The 16753-nt window shown below is 55.8% G+C and carries 19 protein-coding genes and 1 riboswitch; of the genes, 4 read left to right on the top strand and 15 right to left on the bottom strand.

Annotated elements, in window-relative coordinates; all coding sequences use genetic code 11:
- Positions 1-49: 49 nt before the first annotated feature.
- The 6 genes from NBV64_RS08530 to NBV64_RS08555 all read right to left on the bottom strand — a co-directional run bounded on the left by NBV64_RS08530 (position 50) and on the right by NBV64_RS08555 (position 4729).
- On the bottom strand, positions 50-1414 hold the full coding sequence (locus tag NBV64_RS08530) for a sensor histidine kinase (RefSeq protein ID WP_250757092.1): 1365 nt from the start codon (positions 1412-1414) through the stop codon (positions 50-52).
- Positions 1407-2126 carry a response regulator transcription factor gene (locus NBV64_RS08535; protein WP_035268013.1) on the bottom strand — a complete coding sequence of 240 codons (720 nt, stop codon included), beginning with the start codon at positions 2124-2126 and terminating at the stop codon, positions 1407-1409. Before NBV64_RS08535 ends, NBV64_RS08530 begins: the two co-directional genes overlap by 8 nt.
- Positions 2127-2395: 269 nt before the next feature.
- Positions 2396-3277, bottom strand: a complete 882-nt coding sequence (thiD, locus tag NBV64_RS08540) for a bifunctional hydroxymethylpyrimidine kinase/phosphomethylpyrimidine kinase (protein WP_250757093.1) — start codon at positions 3275-3277, stop codon at positions 2396-2398.
- A complete protein-coding gene (locus NBV64_RS08545) occupies positions 3274-3747 on the bottom strand; it encodes an NUDIX hydrolase (protein WP_009454635.1) in 474 nt (157 codons plus the stop codon). Before NBV64_RS08545 ends, thiD begins: the two co-directional genes overlap by 4 nt.
- A 44-nt stretch (positions 3748-3791) precedes the next feature.
- Positions 3792-3910, bottom strand: a riboswitch (TPP riboswitch).
- Between the two features lie 45 nt (positions 3911-3955).
- Complete coding sequence (locus tag NBV64_RS08550; RefSeq protein WP_009454633.1) at positions 3956-4345, bottom strand: tautomerase family protein; 390 nt, start codon at positions 4343-4345, stop codon at positions 3956-3958.
- 6 nt (positions 4346-4351) lie between these two features.
- The gene (locus tag NBV64_RS08555; protein WP_250757094.1) at positions 4352-4729 is read right to left on the bottom strand and encodes a globin family protein; all 378 of its coding nucleotides are present in this window, start codon (positions 4727-4729) and stop codon (positions 4352-4354) included.
- Positions 4730-5321: 592 nt separating this feature from the next.
- On the opposite strand from NBV64_RS08555, the gene NBV64_RS08560 reads away from it, so the two are divergent.
- The gene (locus tag NBV64_RS08560) at positions 5322-5867 is read left to right on the top strand and encodes a cytochrome b (RefSeq protein WP_009454631.1); all 546 of its coding nucleotides are present in this window, start codon (positions 5322-5324) and stop codon (positions 5865-5867) included.
- A 3-nt stretch (positions 5868-5870) separates the two neighbouring features.
- Complete coding sequence (locus tag NBV64_RS08565) at positions 5871-6803, top strand: NAD(P)H-dependent flavin oxidoreductase (protein WP_250757095.1); 933 nt, start codon at positions 5871-5873, stop codon at positions 6801-6803.
- Between the two features lie 57 nt (positions 6804-6860).
- Here the strand turns inward: NBV64_RS08565 and NBV64_RS08570 are convergent, their stop codons facing one another.
- Positions 6861-7769, bottom strand: coding sequence for a LysR family transcriptional regulator (locus NBV64_RS08570; RefSeq protein ID WP_250757096.1), 909 nt, complete (start codon positions 7767-7769; stop codon positions 6861-6863).
- Positions 7770-7868: 99 nt separating this feature from the next.
- Positions 7869-8657: an AraC family transcriptional regulator gene (locus tag NBV64_RS08575; RefSeq protein WP_035267993.1), complete on the bottom strand. Its 789-nt coding sequence runs from the start codon at positions 8655-8657 to the stop codon at positions 7869-7871.
- Positions 8658-8750: 93 nt separating this feature from the next.
- Between NBV64_RS08575 and NBV64_RS08580 the strand changes: the two genes are divergently transcribed.
- Together NBV64_RS08580 and NBV64_RS08585 are read left to right on the top strand one after the other, a co-directional pair.
- Entirely contained in the window at positions 8751-9005 is a 255-nt protein-coding gene (locus NBV64_RS08580; protein ID WP_009454626.1) for a hypothetical protein, read from the top strand.
- Positions 9006-9161: 156 nt separating this feature from the next.
- Complete coding sequence (locus tag NBV64_RS08585; protein WP_031232143.1) at positions 9162-9548, top strand: hypothetical protein; 387 nt, start codon at positions 9162-9164, stop codon at positions 9546-9548.
- A gap of 88 nt (positions 9549-9636) precedes the next feature.
- Here the strand turns inward: NBV64_RS08585 and NBV64_RS08590 are convergent, their stop codons facing one another.
- From NBV64_RS08590 to NBV64_RS08620, 7 genes are all read right to left on the bottom strand, one after another.
- A complete protein-coding gene (locus NBV64_RS08590) occupies positions 9637-11259 on the bottom strand; it encodes a copper resistance CopC/CopD family protein (protein ID WP_250757097.1) in 1623 nt (540 codons plus the stop codon).
- A 47-nt stretch (positions 11260-11306) separates the two neighbouring features.
- Positions 11307-11843, bottom strand: coding sequence for a YcnI family copper-binding membrane protein (locus NBV64_RS08595; protein ID WP_250757098.1), 537 nt, complete (start codon positions 11841-11843; stop codon positions 11307-11309).
- Positions 11844-11894: 51 nt separating this feature from the next.
- A complete protein-coding gene (locus NBV64_RS08600; protein WP_336972337.1) occupies positions 11895-12320 on the bottom strand; it encodes a DUF2946 family protein in 426 nt (141 codons plus the stop codon).
- A gap of 209 nt (positions 12321-12529) precedes the next feature.
- A complete protein-coding gene (locus NBV64_RS08605) occupies positions 12530-13150 on the bottom strand; it encodes a glutathione S-transferase family protein (RefSeq protein ID WP_035267982.1) in 621 nt (206 codons plus the stop codon).
- Positions 13151-13171: 21 nt separating this feature from the next.
- Positions 13172-13774, bottom strand: coding sequence for an ATP-dependent Clp protease proteolytic subunit (locus NBV64_RS08610; RefSeq protein WP_009454612.1), 603 nt, complete (start codon positions 13772-13774; stop codon positions 13172-13174).
- A 454-nt stretch (positions 13775-14228) separates the two neighbouring features.
- A complete protein-coding gene (locus NBV64_RS08615) occupies positions 14229-15674 on the bottom strand; it encodes a surface lipoprotein assembly modifier (RefSeq protein WP_250757099.1) in 1446 nt (481 codons plus the stop codon).
- Positions 15675-15831: 157 nt separating this feature from the next.
- On the bottom strand, positions 15832-16710 hold the full coding sequence (locus NBV64_RS08620) for a Slam-dependent surface lipoprotein (protein WP_250757100.1): 879 nt from the start codon (positions 16708-16710) through the stop codon (positions 15832-15834).
- Between the last annotated feature and the right edge of the window lie 43 nt (positions 16711-16753).

The raw sequence follows: 16753 nt of genomic DNA on the forward strand, positions 1-16753 counted from the left end.
GCTTAGGGTGACAGTTTCATTACCTTTTGGTCATGTTTGAATGGCTTGGTCAGGCTTGAAAAGGCAGCACAATGGTGACTTTCAAGCCGGATACTCCTTTGGAGAAAATCAGCTGGCCCCGGTGCAATTCAATAATGGCGGCAACGCTGGTTAATCCCAATCCAAATCCTTCACTATCATTATTGAATCTATAAAAATACTTGCCTACGTTTTCATATTCGCTTTCTGGTAATCCCGGGCCATCATCTTCCACAATGATGGAGATTTTATTGTCAAAGCGTTTTTTAATTTCAACGCTGGCATGGGAATGGGCGTATTTAACAGCGTTATCCACCAGATTGGCTAAAGCACTGGCTAATAAATTGCTGTCGCCATTAATAATGACTCTGTCGATTTTCTTTTTCTGCAGCGTGACGCCTTTTTCTTCAGCGAAAAAGCTGTACAGGTCCAGAACGTCTTCGGCAATCACTTCCAGATTGCAGGCCTTGAAGTTCTGTCTTTGCACACCGGCATTCAGCTCGGCAATTTGTAGCAGCTTGCCCAGCAGCACGCTCAGGTTCTCTACTTCTTCAATCGCGTCTTGCTGTGCTTGCCGGACATGCGGGGGGACGCCGGGCAAGTTCTGGGTTTCACGCAGCTTGCCAACGATGCGGGTGAGCGGGGTGCGGATATTGTGGGCCACGGTATCGGAGATATGCCGCGCGCCTTGCATCAGGCTCTCGATCTTGTCCAGCATGCGGTTGATGTCGTGGTGGATCAGACCAAAGACGTCCTCGCTCTCGGAGGTGATGCGCTTGGAAATATCCCCCGCACCCACCTGTTCCGTCAGCAGGCGGATGCGGCCTACGCGGTATTTCAGCTCATTGCTAAAGACATAGGCGCCCAGAATTACCAGCATCAAGGCCAGGATCATGGAGGTGACGATGATGCGGCTAAGCATGGCGCGCAGCTCGATCAAGGTGCCCAGCTCGTGGCCGACCACCAGGGTTTCGCCGCCGGACAGTTTGGTGACGCGGACATTGCCTTCGGATAGCGCGTCGATATGCTTGATCTGCACTTCCACCACCTGTCGTTCTGGCAGGTTGTTCAAGCCGGGGATCTCGCTGATATTGCCCACCAGGGTGTGATTGAATTCGTCCAGCAGCAGATAGATTTCCTGGCCCGAATCAATCCGGTCCGAGAGGGTTAGCTCGATCATGCGCAGGATCTCTTCGCGCCCGCCGACTTCGTAGGCAATGCTAAGACGCTGTACGGCGACGTTGATTTGCCGCAGGTGCTCATCGCGCAAGGCTCCAAACACCTGAACGTAGAAGAAGCCGATTAAAAAGAGCGTGGTGAAGATGGCCAGGATGCTGTAGTTCAAGGTCAGCCGGAAGGAGGTGGACTCCCACAGGCGTTTGATGAAATCAATCATCGCAGCGCTTTAGCTTGAAACCGTCGATGCTGTCCTTGTCGCTAAGTACATAGCCACGGCCACGCACGGTATGGATCAGGGGCGTGGCGCCTTCCTTGTCCACCTTGCGCCGCAAACGACTGACCAGCACATCAATCACATTGGATTGCGGGTCGAAGTTGTAGCCCCAGACCACTTCCAGCAGCATGGTGCGGGTAACGATCTTGTGGCTGTTCATCAGCAGGTAGGACAGCAGCTTGATTTCGCGAGGCTGCAGCTCCAGCACCTCGTCGCCACGGGAGATTTTCTGGTTGCGGATATTCATGACCAGATCATCCACCTGCAGATTCTTGATTTCTGCATTGTCACTGCTGCGGCGTATCAGGGCATGCAAGCGGGCGGCCAATTCCTGAAAGGAAAAGGGCTTGATTAAATAATCATCGCCACCGGCTTTCAAACCATCAACTTTGTCGTCTACGCCGGATAAGGCACTTAATACCAGTACAGGGACTTTTTTACCTAAAGATCGCAAAGTAAAAAGAATGGACAGGCCATCGACATTATTGGGTAGCATGCGATCCAGGATAATCACATCCCATACGTCTTTCATGGCATTTTCCAAACCGGAAACGCCGTCATGACTGGTCACCACCGAATAGCCCAGCTCGGATAAGCCATTCACTAAATACCGGGCATTTTCCCGGTCGTCTTCAATCAGTAAGCAATTCCACATTTGGCTTCTCGGAGATTTATGAAGTGGCAGACTCATCCATTCCAGAAATGGATTGATCAAAAAGGCTGATCCCGACTATGAGGTGAACATGACAAAACGGTAATGTTTGATGTCAGGAAATATAAATATTGATTCATCCTGTTAACACCGTCATGTGCTCTGAATTATAGGAGTAATTAGTCAGCACATTACTCTAATAAAAATCTCAGGGCTGTCGGGCTAGAAATCCAGAAATGCGCCGGAAATTGTCTGGGATGTTTGTCCATTGGCTAAAAAATGCGGGTGGCGCTATGAGGCACAATACAAGGTGGACTCTGATCCTGGATTGGAGAGGTCGCCTTACGCTCTGCTGGTGACCACAAAGCATGGAAGTGATGGACTGGACCTTGCCCCAAGCCGATCTGCAATTGGTTGGCAGCAGCCAAAGCGCCATTCAAATATTCCTTGGCCAAGCCTACCGCAGCCGGCACGCTGCGGCCCGGTAGCAGGGCAGCAATGGCGGAGGACAGTGAACAGCCCGTGCCATGCGTGTTGCGTGTCGGGATGCGAGGCGACTGAAAAACATGGTTTTGCCCCTGACCTTGCAGCAAATCCACACTGTCCGGGCCATCCAGATGACCGCCCTTGAGTAGCGCCCACTCAGGGCCCAGCAAGCACAGTTCGCTTAAGGTGCTGTGCATCTCTTGCAGTGAGGCGGGTTCCGGTTTGTGCAGCAGATCGCCCGCTTCGGGCAAGTTGGGGGTAAGCAGGGTACACATGGGCAGCAGCCTGTCGCGCACGACGAACACGGCTTCGGGGCTGAGCAAACGATCCCCGCTTTTAGCGACCATGACCGGGTCCAGCACAATCGGGCAGTCCAGACCGTGATGGTGCAGGCGGTCTGCAATTGCTTCCGCAATCCCTGCATTGGCGATCATGCCGATCTTGATGGCATCCACGCGCACATCCTCAAACACCGCATCCAACTGGTCCGCCACAAAGTCCGGCTCCAGCGCCACAAAACACCGCACACCCTGGGTGTTTTGCGCGACCACGGCGGTAATCACGCTCATGCCATAAGCGCCCAAGGCATACATGGCTTTCAGATCAGCCTGAATACCGGCACCGCTGGTCGGGTCCGTGCCCGCAATACTCAAGACATTGGGAATCATGCTTGGCCTGCTTGATCTTGAGTGGTAGCCAATGCCAGTGCCCGACGGGCAACTCGTACTACATCAAAGCTGTGTGCCACATCCAGACTGTCCAGTTCCGCATTGCTGAACCAGCGCGCGTCCAGAGCGTCATCGCCTGCTTGCGGCTCACCTTGCTGCCAGCGAAACAGCACGGCAATCAGAATGAAATGCGAATAGGCCAAAGGTCTGGCGCTGGGTTCGCGGTCAAATACATCCAGCGCATCAAAGAGCTGCATGGCCTGGCCTTGTACGCCGGTTTCTTCGGTCAGTTCCCGATGGGCCGCCGCCATGATGGTTTCGCCCGCGCGAATCTTGCCACCCGGAAAGGCCCAGCGTCCTGCATCGGGGCGATTGGCGCGGCGTATCAGCAAAATCCGGTCTTGATGGATGACGGCAGCCAGGGTGGCGGCAACCGGGCCGATGGGGGATGGAGAGTGGTCAGAAGACAAGATAGCAACTCCTAGTCAAGGATAGCCATCCGGCAGCAAGCGGCGAGCAGGTACAGACCCGTCCCTTCGCCGGCATGACCCGGATCAGGTTCAACGGGTCACTGCGGTGCAATCTGCTCGGGCAGTTTCTCAGCCTGCTCGCCAGGCTCCCCTCGGTGAAAAGACCGTTTCTGTAAAAACGGTCTGGGCGAGTATACCTGTCTTTAGCCTATAACTCCCCCGTCAAAAACTGCGCCCGCCCACGCCCGAAGGACCAGTCTGCATCGCTGTTTTCTACCAGAGCGATGATCAGGTCATTGGGCGACACGCCACAGTTCTGTTCCAGCCGTTCTGCCAGCAAGCGGTAGAACTGGACTTTCTGACTCTCGCTGCGGGGGCGGGACACGATGTGCAGCAGTACCACCTTGTCGCTACGCGGATAGCCCAGGCCGGTGTCTTCCAGTATCAGCTCGCCGGGACGGTGCTGGGTCACGCACTGGTAGCGGTCGCTGGCGGGAACATCAAAGGCTTGCACCATGGCTTGATGCGCGGTGTCCAGCAGCAGGCGCAGCTCTTTGTCGTTGCGGCCTTGGATCAGATCAAATTTCAGTAATGGCATGATGGTTCATTCTTGATTGGTACTGCGGTCTGCAAGGCCGCTGGAACTGATAGCCATATCGTCGTAAATCAGACGTTCGGCTTCGATTAGCAAATTCGACAACTGTTGATAGGCGGCGACCCATCCATCTATGAGCTCGTTGCCTGTCATCCTCGCGATCAGCTCTTCGCGTATGGCCTGCAGCTGGCAAGTGCTCATCATTGGGTCATGCTCGGGCTGGATCTGTAGAGCGAGGTGATTGTTGGCGATCTGGCTGACCAAGGGGCTCATCGGTGGGGAGTCGCGCAGTATCAATTCATAAAAATAGGTGGTCAGGGCTTTGTCGCCGCTTGCCAGCAGCGGGGCAGCGGTCCTGATGATGTCGCGTTGAGCGTCCGTCACCATACGATTAAAAAGCCGGGCAAGACGTGGCTTTTTTTACAGTGTTCAAGATAGACAGCTGGGCGAGTCATGGTTTCAGTCTCCTGGTTTGAGGGCGGGATAGCAGGGCTATCGATAGGGAAGATAGAAGACTGATTGGATCAAGTAAAATGATGAATAATGATTATATGAATCACTAATAATGATAAAAAAGCGATTCATGTAGGCGAGGCCTGGATGAGCCTGCGGTTTCTTGCGAACGATCAGCGGGTGTTACTTGTTGCCCTTGGATGGCTTGATGATGAAGGTTGCACGCCTGTCGCTTGGCGTTCTGAGAAGAACTTTCTGTTTATCAATCACTAAAAAAGATTTTATTAATCAGTATTCATCATTTTACTTGATCTGTTGCTGCGCCTATCGTCAGGGCTTCTAAACGACGGTTCTTGGCACAGCCAAGGCTCTGAGGCCACTGTGACACAGGCCCAGGCCTGCAGGCGACAAGGTGACTGCCGACACTGGCCGCTTGTACCTGTTGTGCAAGTGGCTCACGACGTATCACTCTCGGTATTGCACTGTAGAGGACTTGCCCCCCGGTGACCTTTTCAAGGAGCTAATCATGCAATTGCGAGACAACGGACTCAGGTTCTCGCCCATCACTATTGTGCTGCACTGGCTTGTAGCGGCCTTGCTGTTTTCCATTCTGGGCTTGGGGGTGGCCCTGGCCCAAAGCCCCGGCGATGTGCGATTGGTGCAGCTGCAAAATCTGCTGGGGACGCTGCTGTTCCTGATTTCCATCTACCGCTTCTGGGCGCGGGTGACCTCTTTTCACCCCTTGCCGGTGGGCTCGCCCAACCCGGTGGAAGTAATAGTGGCCCGCTCCGTGGCGACAGCCCTGGCCTTGGCGATGGTGCTGCTGCCCGTCGCCGTCTGGCTATCCCGTGCGGCGGCTGGCGTGGCGGTGGAGTTGCCCGGTGGCCTGGCGTTACCGACCGTGATCAGCCCGAATGAGCAGGTCAAAGCCGTGGTTGATGTGCTGTTCAATATTGGCGCCACAGCCTTTTTGGCAGGGCTGGCCTTGCACCTTTTCGGGGCATTCAAGAATCATTTTGTACTGAAGAATCTGGCCTTGCGTCGCATCTTGGGCAAACAGGTGGAGTTGTAAATCATGAGCGGAGCAAATCGAGACTTTGCGGGCAATGTCATTACGGATATGTGCGGAGTGCAGTACCCGATTTTTCTGGCGGGCATGGCTGCGATTTCCGGGCCGCAATTGGTGGCGGCGGTAGCGAACGCGGGTGGGATGGGTGTGCTGGGTGGCTTGCGTCTGGCTCCCTTGATGCTGCGTAAGTGGCTGCGGGAAACCAGGGCACTGACGGACCAGCCTTTCGGGGTGAATGTGGTGCCGCAGTTTGGTGGCCCGGAGGTGTTCGAGGCCCAGTTTCAAGTGATCTTGCAGGAGCGGCCTCGCATCCTGTCGCTGTTCTATGCCGAGGACTATTCCGCCGACATGATTCCCCGCGCCAAAGACGCCGGCATGATTGTGATGGTGCAAACCGGCACGGTGGCTCTGGCTCGTAAAGCGATTGCGCATGGGGCCGACATTATCGTGGCCCAAGGCAGTGAGGGTGGTGGCCATCTGAATCGCGGCACCATTGGCCTGATGTCTTTACTACCCGCGATTCTGGACTGTGCGCAAGGTCGTCCCGTACTGGCGGCAGGCGGGATTACGACCCGCCAGGATGTCAGGGCGGCCATGAGCCTGGGGGCTTCCGGCGTATTGGTGGGCACGGCCTTTCTGGCCAGCGAGGAGTCCAACGCGCATCCGCTCTACAAGCAAAAGATTCTGGAAGCCAGCACGGATGATACGGAATATCGCACCGGCTATTCGTTTGGCTGGACCTATGGCACGCCGCATCGCGTGATTCCCAACCGTGACAAGTGGAATGTGCTGCGTCTGGTCGGGGGTGGGGCGCGGGCAATTGATAAGGACAGAATGGCCAGGAAACTGTCTTTGTATGCCGGTCAGGGCGTGGGCAAGATCCACAGCATTGTGCCTGCGGCAGAGCGGGTCGAGGAGCTGGTTTTGGGCTTGTCCTGACGCTTTACTGCGGCATAGCCTGTGCGGAGCGGCTGGACAGACCCACAGGCTGACCGGTCAACTCAACAGTGCGGTTTCGCCTTGATCCAGTTTGGGTAATTGGGCGAACTGCGCTTGAGCCAGGGCCACAAAGCTGCGCAGGGCCGAGCCAGGATTGGCATCAGCACGACGGATAAACACGGTTTTTACCCGCGCAAGGTCAGGCGGCAGTTCGTGGCACTGCACGGGCAGGCGCAAGCTGCTGTTCTGGGCGACCGCTTTGGGCAGCAGGGTAATGCCCATGCCCGAGGCTACGCAGGACAGAATGCCGTCCAGTGTGCCCATTTCCATGATCTGGTTGGGCACCAGCCCAGCCTGATAAAACCAGTGTTCCAGCGTAGAGCGGTAAAAGCAGCCGGTTCTAAAGACCAGTACGGTTTGTTGGGGAATTTTTTCAATCAGGGCAGGCAGGGATTCCACCGCCTTGCTGCTGACCAGCACCAGTTCTTCTTCAAACACTTCTTCTTGAGTCAGGGCGGCGTTTTGATGAAAGCCACCGACAAACGCACCATCGAGCTGGTGGGTCTCAATGGCCTTGATCAGCTCGGCCGTGGTGCCGGTTTGCAAGGACAACTGAACCTGGGGATAGCGTTCGCGGTATTGGGTCAAAACCTGGGGCAGACGGATGGCGGCCGTGGTCTCCATGGAGCCCAGACGCAGCAGACCGCTGGGAGTGCCGGTGTCTTGCAGGGCGGCACGGCTTTCTTCGGTCAGTTGCAAGATACGGCGGGCGTAGGCCAGAAAGGTATGGCCAGCCGGAGTCAGCACCACACCACTTTTCTGGCGTATGAACAATGGCTGTTCCAGTTCGGCCTCCAGTTCTTTGATGCGCATGGTGACGTTCGATTGCACGGTGTGCACCTTCTGGGCAGCGGCAGTAAAGCTGCCATGCTCGGCAACCGCACAAAAAATCTGTAATTGACGCATTTCCATCTCGGCCATTCCATTTCTGAAAGTGATGTGTGGATTTCTAATCAATCACTTTATGGCATTCTTGATGAGTCGTAAAGCGCTTTGGGGGGGGGCTTACAGTTGATTGCGGTAGTTCGCCGGGGTGTGACCAAAGCTGCGTCTGAACAGGCTGATAAAGGCACTGGGACTGGAATACCCCAGATCATAGGCAATGGTGGCGACAGGGGCACCGGCTGCCAGCATTTCCAGGGAGCGCATCAGGCGGGCGCGTTGACGCCAGGCGGTGAAGTTAAAGCCGGTTTCTGTCACGAAACGGCGGCTTAAAGTGCGCAGGCTGACCGCCGCCCAGTCGGCCCAATGTTCCATGCCCTGATTGTTGCTGGGGTCGGCAATCAGGGCGCGGGCAATGCGTTGTAAACGCGGGTCCTGGGGGAGCGGGAGCCCAAAAGGTTCGATGGGCAGACTGCGGATTTCATCCAGGATGACGGAGGCAATATGAGCCTGGGCTTGGGGCAAGGGCGCGGCGGGAATCAAATCCCAGGAGCAGGCGCGCAGCACGGCTTCACGCAGCAGGCCGGAAGTGCGCAAGGTGCAGGCCTGGGAAGGCAGATCGGCGCAGGCTGCTTCGTCTATATAGACGCTCCAGCCATGAAAAGGGCCATGCGATTGGCCCGAGTGCAGGACGTGCGGCGGCAGCCAGACGGCATGGATGGCGGGTACTACCCAAACGGCGTCCTCCACTCCAACGGACAGCAGGCCGCGCAGGGAGCCGAACAACTGCCCGCGAGCGTGTTGATGGGGGCGCGAGGACAGCTCCGAGTCATGGTTGCCGGTGACGGCGAACAGGACGGGGTGCTCGGGAAAGTTCAGAAAATCATGCAAACCAATCTTGCGTTCAGGCATGGCGTAATTTTGTTATCTATTGACCGATATAGTGTACAGCTGCCAAAACCTTTCTGCTTACACTGAAAACCTTGATGAATAAAGGAGTGACACATGCAAGCCCATGACATTCTTCCCGATCACGCCAGTGAAGTTCAGATTGATGGCACCACCATTCGTAAAGGCACGGTAGGCGCGTTTCTGGCTAATGCTGCCGCCTTGCGCCAGCCTGATGTCAGCGACGCTCAACGCCAGCGCGCCTTGAACGATATTGTGGCGGCCTTGCCGGCTCTGAAAGCACTAGGCTTGTTTGATGCCTTGGAGATTCGAGATCCTCAACTGCGAGATTTTGTGGAGTCCAGACTGTGATGAGAGGTGAAGGCGCAACGGTTCGACCGTATTTGTTGCGCGATACCGCTTGGCTGTATTTACCTAGCGGCTTGATGCATGCTTTCGGAAGCCCTCCGCATCTGGGCGTGCGCCGCTTCGATGTTGGCTGTCTTTACTGATGGCAAGGAGCCGCTTATGCAAGTTGATGACACGCAGTTTCCATTGGTGTTTCTAAGAGAACACAGCTCGCAGCAAACGCCGCAACAGGCGCAGGATCAATTGGAGGCCTTGTTGAATCGGGGCCAACGCTTTGTCTTGCTGACTGACAGGTTGGGCGGTGGGGACCATGCCCATGAGGAAAGCCACGAGGATCGCAAGCAACGCGCCTTGTTCTTCAAGCAGAACAAGCAGCGCTTGAAGGATTTGTGCGCTGGCATGGTGGTGATCAGCAAAGGGCGGGCCATTCCTGCCGCCGCACGCCTGGCACAGCAGACCTTGGGCCGGGTGCTGGGCCTGCAATTCAGCTTTGTCGTTGATGAAGGCGAAGCCAGGCTTGAGGCCAGTCGGTTACTGGCCCGTTAAATTGCGGGCGGCATGGCTGCCAGAAAGAGGGTATCCGATCAAAAGAGGGACCACAGGCCGTGTGACGCGGCCTGTTTTTGTGTGCGCTTTAGTTGGCTTGCAAATCCAGCGTGCTATCCAGGTGTATGCGTTCAAAGTCTGAAATCAGCACCTGAATACGAATATTCCAGCTGGCCAGATGCGGTAGCTCGACATTACTCACTTCCCATTGATCCTGCCGCGTGAGTTCCGCCGGAAAGGTAATGGACTCCACCCCGGCTTGCGGGTTGCTGAAAATCACCTCCACTTCTTGAGCCTTCAGGGGACTGAAATCCGGCTCGTATAAAGCGACGGTCAGAATGGCCGGGTGCTGGGTGGTGGCCGGGATGTATAACAGATCCGCCATGCCGGCTTCGGTATGGATATGACTGGAAACGCTGGGTGGGACTAGCTGGGCCAAGGCGCGTGGAGGCGGGGTGAAGCGCCACAAAGCGGCTACGGCCAAGATCAGCACCGCCAGCACATATTCCAGACGCACTATACGTCGCAGAGCCTGTCGGGCATCGCTACGCTGTTGCAAGACGGCTTGAGTCAGACGATAGCGGTTGTAGGCTCCCAAAACCAGCAAGAGCAGGACCAGAATCAGCTTGGCACTGAGCACTTGTCCATATCGGCTTTCCCATAGCGAAGCGAGTTGACCGAATTGCACGTAGATCAGCGCGGCTCCGCTCAGGACCAGAACCAGCAGGACAGCGGGAATCCAGCGCGAGAACAGCGTCAGCAAGCGGGATTCTTGAGCATGCTGAAGTGCATAAACCAAAGGCAGGAAGGAACCAATCCACAGTGTCAGCGCCACGACATGCAGCCAGACACTGGGCCGAGATAGCCAGACGGGATCTGCTGTGCTGGCATGTCCGCTGGACGCCAGGGAAGCTCCCAGAAGAATCAGCGCCAAAGCAGCCAGCCATTTCTGGCTAGCGGAGTGTGTCGCTTTCCAGGATAAGGCGGCACAGGCCAGAGCTAGCCAGCCCAGCAGCACCGCCAGGCCCATGGAGGTCGATGCAGCCGTTTGCCAGGCGGCCGTGCCGAACAGGGCGGACAGAGGCAAGTCCAGGGCATCGACACCCACCAAGCCCAGGTTCAGCAATAAGGCGACGGCCCCTAAAGTCAGCATGCGTGGTGCGATATGAGCTTGACTCGCTGATGTGTTGTTTGATGCTGGAGCCAAGGCGCGGTAGACCACCCAAGCTATCCCTGTAAACAGGCCCACATAGCCCAGAAGTCGGGCCAGCCAGATCAGTCCATTTCTGAGGGGATTGCTGTGGGTGCTGTCCACCAGATTTGAGCTGGGCGCCCCAATGGAAAATGTCAGTGTTCCGCCTACGGGATGGCCGTCAGCAGAAATAACCCGCCAGCTCAGCCCATACGTGCCTTCGGTTTCCATGGTCGGCAAGGCCAGTTCCAGTCGCTGGTCTTGTGTCAGAACGTCCTCCAGCTCCTTGGAGGAACCGTCGGGACGAATCAACTTCATCAGCAGGGGCGATACGGACTCATTGAAGCTCAGGCTGGCTGTACTGGGAGCCTGGGCCAGCACCGTGCCGCTATCGGGTTTGCTGGCGACCAAGGAGGCATGGGCATACAGCACCGGCGCCCAGGCCAGCAACAGCAAGGCAAGCAGTAACACGAGCAGTGGGTGGCAAGCTGCCTGCCTACGCAGGGTATGCGTTTGCATAAGATCTCCTTCAGGCTGATGCCCAAAGGCATCAGCCGCCTGGGTGTTTAAGGCTTGGGCAAAAGTTGCAACGCAGGAGCGGGGGCGTCGGAATGGTCTGCCGCTTCCTTGGTGCCAGGCGCTGCCTGATCAATCCAGCGCTCCACGCCTTGTTCGCATTCCTGAACAACCGGGAAGTAGAGCGTGCTATTGGGCTTGAGCTCATCGGCCAGGTAGCTGATGAACACGAACTCGTCATAGTGCTCGTCCTGCAAAGGGCCGCCAGTCCAGACCACTTCCTGAACACCGGAACTGACCTTGGCACCCCAACGCGTGTAAGCCTGCTTGTAGTCACCTTTTACTGTTTCCAGCGTCCAGCCTGCTTTGGGTTGTGGTTTGACACCGACCACACCTTCAGGAATACGGACACGGATTTTGGTGGTGGCAGAGCCTTTGCAACCATGCGGCACGGACAGAATTGCCTTGTAGCTGCTGCCCACCGGGGCTTGCTTGGTTTGCAGGGAAACGTGTGCCACAGCGGAAGACGCGAACAGCACGGCAGCCATGCCCAGAGTGGCACGGAAAGACGTAGAAGAAATCGACATTGAAAACCTCGGCTAGATAAAAAAGAGAAACCGTCAAAGGACGGGAACACATCAAGCGAGGAATAAAGGCGGGGCGCGTGAACCTAAAGGAGGGCCTTGTGCCGGCAGCGGTGGCAGGGTTTGGTTGCTCTGGGCTAACAAAACCGGCCGGTACCTGATCAGGCTGATCAGAACAGGCGCATCCAGGGTCGGCAACAAGGCGGGGGAGGCCGCGATACCAAAGGGGCAGTCCTGTTGATTGTGATGCGTATCGGAATCCGCCTGGCCATCCTGGCCGACCAGATCAATCCAGAGCGTATTGGCAGCATTGCCAGCCGTACAGAAGGTAATGGCAAAGCCATTGTCTTGTCCTGAGCGGGTAGGCATGTAGCCTGCCGGGACGATGGCGCGACAGACGTAGGCCAGCAGAGCCAGGCAAAACAGAAGTTGCCAAACTCGGATTTCGCGGGAAACGAAACGGGGACCCAGGGCGCGCATGCGGAAAAGTATATTACAAAACCGACGGCCGACAGATGAGGTATTTCCCAGTTATCTGGCGCCAAATTTTAAGTAGATTTGGATTTGGAGTTTGCTGGTTTTCCGTTGCCGTTTTGGTAAAAAGGCGTCAAGCATCCCGCTGTTCAGCCAAGCATAAAAAAAGCCGCGAACACAGCGGGCGGCTTTGGTCAGGCAAGGCAACGCAGTGCTTAGGGAAAACCGGCACATTGCTTTATAAAGGCAGGCCGCGCGGCCAGGCGGTGGTAGTAGTCTTCGACTGCCTTGAGTACCGGGCGATCAAACGGCGTATTCAGCCAGCGGTGAATGGACAGGCCCAGAATGATATCGGCCAGGGTGAATTCCGTTCCGGCGGCATAGGCCTGGGTCTGCGCCAAGTGTTTTTCCAAAATTCCCATTACCTGGGTCCAGGCAGCCAAGGATGCCTGAACCTGTGCGGCGTCCTGATGCTTGGGCGATTGACGCACCAAACTCCAGAACGCATATGTCCAGGTCGGGTTCAGCTCGGAGGCCTGCCAGTCCAGCCACTGATCCACCTTGGCTCTTTGCCAGGCATCTTGCGGATACAAGGCCGTCGGTGCCTGGCGGTTGGCCAGATAACGCACAATGGTATGGGATTCCCACAGTACACGTTCCCCATCCAGCAGGACGGGGATTTTTGCGTTGGGGTTCAGCGCACGGAATTCGTCCGTGTTGACGTCCTTGAAGCCTATGCCCCAATCCTGCCGCTCAAATTCCAGATTCAACTCCGCGCAGGTCCACATGACTTTGCGCACATTGATGGAGGATTCTCTGCCAAGAATAGTCAGCATGATGGGGCCCTCAAATGGTCATTACTTGCTGGCAGGCAGCAGTTCGTCACGGCGTTCGATAATGCGTGAGATCAGGCCATATTCAATGGCTTCCTCGGCACTCATCCATTTGTCGCGCTCGATATCGTCACGCACACGCTCGATAGGCTGGCCGGTTTCACGGGCAATTACCTGGGCGATACGTTCACGCGCTTTCATGATTTCCTGGGCTTGAATGGCCATATCGCTGGCCTGACCACCGGCGCCACCGCTGGGTTGGTGAATCAGAAAACGGGTTTGAGGCAGGCACACACGACGCTCGCGGGCGGCACCCAGGAACAGGTGGGTAGCAGCACTGCCCACCCAGCCGGTACCCACCATGGTGACGGGCGAGGAAATGAAGCGCACCACATCATGGATGGCGTCGCCGGACTCCAGGTGACCACCGGGCGAGGACACGATCATGGTGATAGGGGCGGTGGATTCGGCATCCAGCGCCAGCAGCTTGCGCACGGTTTCCGAGGCGAGCTTATCCGTGATGGTGCCAAAGACCAGCACAGTACGGGCGCGGAAGGCTTTTTCTTCCAGAAAGGCGCTGTCTTGAGGGCTGGTATCAGAGCGAGTTTCTTTTTCTTGGCCAAGCATGGGGAAAGACTCCAAGGGATAAGTATTCTGTCTGCTAAGGAAAATCGATTGCTCGACTATATCCCGGCTGATGGTCAACCGGGCTTTCACTTGGCAATTTTTGTGGTTTTTTTTGTCTGCGCTGGGGGCGCAATAGGTCGCAACGCAAGCAGACAAGGCAAATGCAGGGCGGTCTGCCCCGCAAGTTCATATAGTCTCATGCTTGTTAAGTGTTTGATCCAGGGAATAAGACCTTATCGTCCTGTCTCCTAGAGCAGCATCACGGGAAGGGCTGATCTACACGCTGCCGCTGGGCCTTGAGACCTGCCACAGAACCTCGATACCTCATTGAAAACGCTTCTTTCAACAGTGGCACGACGCTCCCTGTCACTAAAAAAGATACCTGTCGCTTCAGGAGCCTGATGCTAAAAGGGGACGGCACCCGATCAGTTGCCAAGGTCGAAGGAGTCCCTGCTTAAAAACGCTTTTCCAGTTTCAGCGCGACTTCGGTTTGCTTGTATTTGAAAGCCCAGTCGATATTGCTGTTGTTGAAGGTGTGCTTCACATACAAATTGGGTGTAATGCCTTTGAACGCAAAGCGCGGCATGCCTACGTTCAGGATATAAATCTGCTGACGGTCCTTGCGCAGCCCGCCCAGGAACAAGTCCTCGGCATCGTGTCGGGTCTGCCGGTATAGTGCCGTGGCGTTGATATTGAAACCCGCATCAAAGGCCCTGTAAATTCCCAAGTTTGCCATATAGCTGCGGCTTTGCGCGGTTTGCTGAGACTGCAGATTACGGGTGTAATTCAGGCCCCCGTAGACCACGGTTTTGGCATCAATCAGATACGAGCCGTACAAGCCTATCTGGTTCTCTTTGACTTCTTCAAAGTACTGCCGTAAATCGCCTTTGTAGGACAGGCTCTTGTGCTGGGCATTCACGCCTACTTGCAGCCTGTCGCTAAGATTGTGCTTCCAGTCCACGCGCCCGCCCCAGGACTGATAGCTGGTGCGACGGTTGGTGTAATTGTTCTCGAACAAGGGCGTAATCGACAGATCGTTTTTAGCGTCCTGATAGTTGTAGCCCGCGTAAATAATGCTGGTGTTGTCGCTGTAATAAATGTCCTTGGGCTCGGCTTCCTTATGCTTGTCGTAAAGATTGCCGTAGCTCAGGCCGCGCAGTAGTAGGTTGTGGTTGCCGCTTAGCTGGAAACGCCGGTTCAAGGTCAGGTCGTAGACCATGGCGGTGGATTTGACCGGGTCCGGCATCTTGCGCACTGACGGAAAGCACCCAAAGAAATAGCAGGTAAAGAAGGTGTCTTGCTGGCCGTTTTCTTTGTTGATATTGCTGTTGTAGCCCAAGCCAATCGAGGCGGAACCGTGCCAGGCATTGCGGTCCTGCAAGGCACCCTGGAAGCCTTCAATTACGGGCCGTACTTCATCAGGAATACCGGCAGAGGAAATCTGGCTGAACAGTTCTTTCGCTTCGCTGGATTGATAGTCCTCGAACAGTACGCGGGCCAGCTCCAGCTTGGCGCGCATCATAGTGGGATCGCTTTCCTGAGCCTGGCGCAGCTTGCTGATCGCCAGGCTGTGATTGTCCTTGCTACGGGCCACCACTCCTTGAGCCATCAGCACCAGGGCAGGGTTGTGGCCGGGCAGCTCCTGATATTTTTCTACAAACTGATCCACCTTGGCCCACTGTTGCAGATTGATGGCGACATAAATGGCCGGTTCCAGATCGGTCAGTGTGGCATCGACGCTATAAGTTGTGCCGTTGATGGTGATCAGGGCCGATGGGTCCACATCAGGCGGGGTTTCTTCCACTAAATGGGAGCGTTCGCGTTCGTTCAGATTGCGGTCGATTTGATTCAGAAGTCGGCGCGTATCGTCGTCGTTGGCTTGCACCGCGCTGGATGCCATGACCAGCAGCAGGCACAAAAGGGGAAGGGCTCGCCCATGCATGAATGAAAACCTTGCAAGAAAAAGGGGAGATGGACGCAGGGTCCGGAGAGAAAGGGGATCGAGTTTGTCGATCCCCTTTTTCTTATGGCAACACTAGCGTGTTGTCAGAGGCGGATTACTGCTTGGCACCGCCGAAGGCCATGTCATTGGCACCGTTGGCTGGGTTGTAGTAAATCCCGGCCAAGGCGTCAGCGGCTGCGCCGTAGAATTGGCCCTCAATTTTGGCTGTACTACCGCTAAAGTTTTTAGCGAAAGAGCCATCGGAAGCAATGGTTGTGCCATTAAACAAAACAGTGCCAACCAGACCAGCCAGAGTACCTGTACCACCACCGTAGTTGGCGGTCAGGGTGCCTTTGGAGATACCAGCCTGGGTGCCGGGGTTGTATTGGTTGACACCTACAACGTCGTACTTGGCATTGACCAGGTTAGGCATGGCTGTAGTTGGGTTTTCGCCGGTGTAGAACACAGTGCGGTCAGCATGGCTCAGGTTCAGATCCGTGCTGCTTGCTGGAGGTGTACCGGCTATGCGGGGAGCCCACTCACCAAAATACACTTCTTGGCCGGAAACCTTGGCAACTACTTCGCCACCGAAGTGGGGGTAGCCCGGCAGAGGATTGTTCAGTTGGCGATAGGCGTAAATTTGAGTGCCTGCTCCTACACCGCTGGTGATGGTATGGCGCCATGTTTCAGCAATGTTTGTTCCCAAGGGCATTTGAATATATCCATTGCCATCGGCACCACCCAGCACTTGATTGGTTTGCCAAAGAGGACCGCTTTTGAAGCTCACCACACCCGATTGTTTGGTGGCGTCATAAGGGTCAGTACCTGGCATGGAGATACCAGCTTCGCCCTGAGCCATCATTGTGGACGGCTTATCCGCCACTACGAATGCTTTCGAGGAACCACCAGCTACGGGGGCAGCGAAGCTGCTGGCGGAGGCCAGCAGGAAAGCCGAAACAATAGCCAGTTTTTGTACATTCAGACTTGCTTTCATTACGAACTCCATTAAGTGAAGAAAAAGGGCGTTTTTACGAAAA

Source organism: Alcaligenes sp. DN25 (genome assembly GCF_023674485.1).
Taxonomy (GTDB): Bacteria; Pseudomonadota; Gammaproteobacteria; order Burkholderiales; family Burkholderiaceae_B; genus Alcaligenes; species Alcaligenes phenolicus.

Bases quoted from the DNA above. Each gene is read 5' to 3' on its own strand.
- NBV64_RS08530 (WP_250757092.1), bottom strand. From the start codon at position 1,414: ATGATTGATTTCATCAAACGCCTGTGGGAGTCCACCTCCTTCCGGCTG.
- NBV64_RS08535 (WP_035268013.1), bottom strand. From the start codon at position 2,126: ATGTGGAATTGCTTACTGATTGAAGACGACCGGGAAAATGCCCGGTAT.
- thiD (WP_250757093.1), bottom strand. From the start codon at position 3,277: ATGATTCCCAATGTCTTGAGTATTGCGGGCACGGACCCGACCAGCGGT.
- NBV64_RS08550 (WP_009454633.1), bottom strand. From the start codon at position 4,345: ATGCCATTACTGAAATTTGATCTGATCCAAGGCCGCAACGACAAAGAG.
- NBV64_RS08555 (WP_250757094.1), bottom strand. From the start codon at position 4,729: ATGGTGACGGACGCTCAACGCGACATCATCAGGACCGCTGCCCCGCTG.
- NBV64_RS08560 (WP_009454631.1), top strand. From the start codon at position 5,322: ATGCAATTGCGAGACAACGGACTCAGGTTCTCGCCCATCACTATTGTG.
- NBV64_RS08565 (WP_250757095.1), top strand. From the start codon at position 5,871: ATGAGCGGAGCAAATCGAGACTTTGCGGGCAATGTCATTACGGATATG.
- NBV64_RS08570 (WP_250757096.1), bottom strand. From the start codon at position 7,769: ATGCGTCAATTACAGATTTTTTGTGCGGTTGCCGAGCATGGCAGCTTT.
- NBV64_RS08575 (WP_035267993.1), bottom strand. From the start codon at position 8,657: ATGCCTGAACGCAAGATTGGTTTGCATGATTTTCTGAACTTTCCCGAG.
- NBV64_RS08580 (WP_009454626.1), top strand. From the start codon at position 8,751: ATGCAAGCCCATGACATTCTTCCCGATCACGCCAGTGAAGTTCAGATT.
- NBV64_RS08585 (WP_031232143.1), top strand. From the start codon at position 9,162: ATGCAAGTTGATGACACGCAGTTTCCATTGGTGTTTCTAAGAGAACAC.
- NBV64_RS08590 (WP_250757097.1), bottom strand. From the start codon at position 11,259: ATGCAAACGCATACCCTGCGTAGGCAGGCAGCTTGCCACCCACTGCTC.
- NBV64_RS08595 (WP_250757098.1), bottom strand. From the start codon at position 11,843: ATGTCGATTTCTTCTACGTCTTTCCGTGCCACTCTGGGCATGGCTGCC.
- NBV64_RS08600 (WP_336972337.1), bottom strand. From the start codon at position 12,320: ATGCGCGCCCTGGGTCCCCGTTTCGTTTCCCGCGAAATCCGAGTTTGG.
- NBV64_RS08605 (WP_035267982.1), bottom strand. From the start codon at position 13,150: ATGCTGACTATTCTTGGCAGAGAATCCTCCATCAATGTGCGCAAAGTC.
- NBV64_RS08610 (WP_009454612.1), bottom strand. From the start codon at position 13,774: ATGCTTGGCCAAGAAAAAGAAACTCGCTCTGATACCAGCCCTCAAGAC.
- NBV64_RS08615 (WP_250757099.1), bottom strand. From the start codon at position 15,674: ATGGCATCCAGCGCGGTGCAAGCCAACGACGACGATACGCGCCGACTT.
- NBV64_RS08620 (WP_250757100.1), bottom strand. From the start codon at position 16,710: ATGAAAGCAAGTCTGAATGTACAAAAACTGGCTATTGTTTCGGCTTTC.